Origin of the sequence: Desulfovibrio sp. 1188_IL3213 (assembly GCF_036763145.1) — a bacterium.
GTDB lineage: Bacteria > Desulfobacterota > Desulfovibrionia > Desulfovibrionales > Desulfovibrionaceae > Desulfovibrio.
The window spans coordinates 1-1420 of the sequence record NZ_JBAIYR010000524.1; the positions used below are offsets into that span (position 1 = coordinate 1).

Below are 1420 nucleotides of genomic sequence, written 5' to 3' on the forward strand. Positions count from 1 at the left end.
AGCGGGCCAGTTCGCGCTTGTGCGTACCCGCTGGAGTCTTGAGCAGAAAAACCCGCCCGGATGCCCGGCTGGTAAAGTCGCCCGGTGCGCCGGAATAAAGCACGCTGCCCTTGTCCAGCACCACAACCTGAGCGCACCGCTCGGCCTCATCCAGATACGCCGTTGCCCATATAACGCTCATGCCGTCACGGCTCAATTCCTGCACCATGCGCCACAGTTCGCGCCGGGACTGCGGGTCTACCCCCACCCCGGGTTCATCCAGAAGCAGCAGACGGGGCGAACCGAGAAGCGCGCAGGCAATGCCGAGCTTCTGCTTCATGCCGCCGGAAAGACGCCCGGCCAGCCTGTTGGTAAAGGGAGCAAGCGACGTAAACTGCAAAAGGCGGTCAAAAATCTCCTCGCGGGCCGTGCCTTCAAGCCCGCGCAAACTGGCGTGCAGGCGCAGATTGCCCATCACGCTGATGTCTTCGTACAGGCCAAAACGCTGCGGCATATAGCCGATGCTGTTGGCACTCTCGCTGACAAGTTTTTGCGGCGACTGGCCGAAAATCCGCGCTTCGCCGTGGGAGGGAAGCATCAGCCCTGCCAGAATACGCATCAGTGTGGTTTTTCCGGCAGCGTCCGGCCCCACAAGCCCCGTGATGCACCCGGAAGGAATCGTGGCGGAAATGTCATCCAGCGCCGTAACCGCCGTGCGTCCCTTGCCGAAGGTCATGCCGAGGCCGTTAAGCTGTACGGCTGTTTCGCCGGAACTGGCCTGCGTGGCGCTCATGGCGCGTCAGCACCGTCCACAACAATAGTTACGGGCATGCCCTGGCGCATGACGTTTTCCGGATCTTCAGCCTGCACTCGCAAGCGGTAGACCAGAGCCGTACGCACCTGCTTGGTCTCAACGGTTTTAGGGGTGAATTCCGCCGTTGGCGAAATAAAACCGACGGTTCCGGGAAAACTTTTTCCCGGGGCCGCATCCACAAGAACGCGGACAGACATGCCCGGCTTGATACGGCCAAGGTCCGGTTCGTCCACATAGGCCCGCAGCCAGACGGGATCGGTCAGCGCAAGGGTGTAGACCGTCTGGCCGGACTGAACGATGGCCCCGGCCTCACGGGCGCGGGTAAGCACAACGCCCTTCTGCGGAGCGGAAAGCACGGCATCGTGCAACTGTATTTCCGCCCGGCTGAGCGCTGCGGCCGCCGCTTCAACAGCAGCGCGCTGCGCCAGGACATCCTCTTCCCTGTACCCGGAAAGAAGCATATCAAGCTGATCCTGGGCAGAACGCAGCTTTGCGGCTGCCTCGCGGGACTGCGCCCGGGCGTTGTTAAGCTCTTTTTGTGAAATGGGGTTGGAGGCCCGCATGGCAACGAAGCGGCGCAGGTTGATGGCGGCATTTTCCGCCAGAGCCGTGGCCGCGCTTACCGAC

2 protein-coding genes are annotated in these 1420 nt (G+C 62.3%); both read right to left on the reverse strand.

Going from position 1 to position 1420, the window contains the following annotated elements; translation table 11 throughout:
* Positions 1 to 772: ABC transporter ATP-binding protein (locus V6C16_RS13270; protein ID WP_333543437.1), on the reverse strand; the 772-nt coding region annotated here is incomplete at its 3' end.
* Positions 769 to 1420: efflux RND transporter periplasmic adaptor subunit (locus tag V6C16_RS13275; protein WP_333543438.1), on the reverse strand; the 652-nt coding region annotated here is incomplete at its 5' end. The genes V6C16_RS13275 and V6C16_RS13270, both read right to left, overlap by 4 nt.